This is a genomic window from Dermacoccus sp. UBA1591 (assembly GCF_002322065.1).
Taxonomy (GTDB): Bacteria; Actinomycetota; Actinomycetes; order Actinomycetales; family Dermatophilaceae; genus Dermacoccus; species Dermacoccus nishinomiyaensis.
The window spans coordinates 2,457-3,090 of sequence record NZ_DCNR01000019.1; the positions used below are offsets into that span (position 1 = coordinate 2,457).

Here is a 634-nt window from a genome sequence, read left to right on the forward strand (position 1 = left end):
GGCCCCGGCTCCATCTGCACGACGCGCATCGTCGCCGGCGTCGGCGTCCCGCAGGTCAGCGCCGTCTACGAAGCCGCGCAGGCCTGCCAGCCCGCCGGCGTGCCCGTCATCGCCGACGGCGGCCTGCAGTACTCCGGCGACATCGCGAAGGCCCTCGTCGCAGGCGCCTCCACCGTCATGGTCGGCTCTCTGCTCGCCGGCACCGAAGAATCACCCGGCGAAGTCGTCCTCATCAACGGCAAGCAGTTCAAGGCCTACCGCGGCATGGGCTCACTCGGAGCGATGAGCTCACGCGGCAAGAAGTCCTATTCCAAGGACCGCTACTTCCAGGCCGACGTCATCAGCGACGACCAACTCGTCCCCGAAGGCATCGAAGGCCGCGTCTCCTACAAGGGCCCCGTCAGCAACGCCGTCCGCCAACTCGTCGGCGGCCTGCACCAGTCGATGTTCTACGTCGGCGGCTCGACGATCCCCGAACTGCAGAAGCGCGGCCAATTCGTGCGCATCACCTCCGCCGGGCTCAAAGAAAGTCACCCCCACGACGTCCAAGGCATCGTCGAAGCGCCGAATTACTCCATTCGCTGACTTGTGCCGTCCGGATCCGGGAGCGGCAACGTCATGCGCCACGAAGGCG

At 66.9% G+C, this 634-nt stretch carries 1 protein-coding gene; it reads left to right on the plus strand.

Going from position 1 to position 634, the window contains the following annotated elements; all coding sequences use genetic code 11:
- The coding region (locus B2284_RS01980; RefSeq protein WP_286697112.1) for an IMP dehydrogenase at nt 1-585 on the plus strand (585 nt) is incomplete at its 5' end.
- Nucleotides 586-634 lie beyond the last annotated feature (49 nt).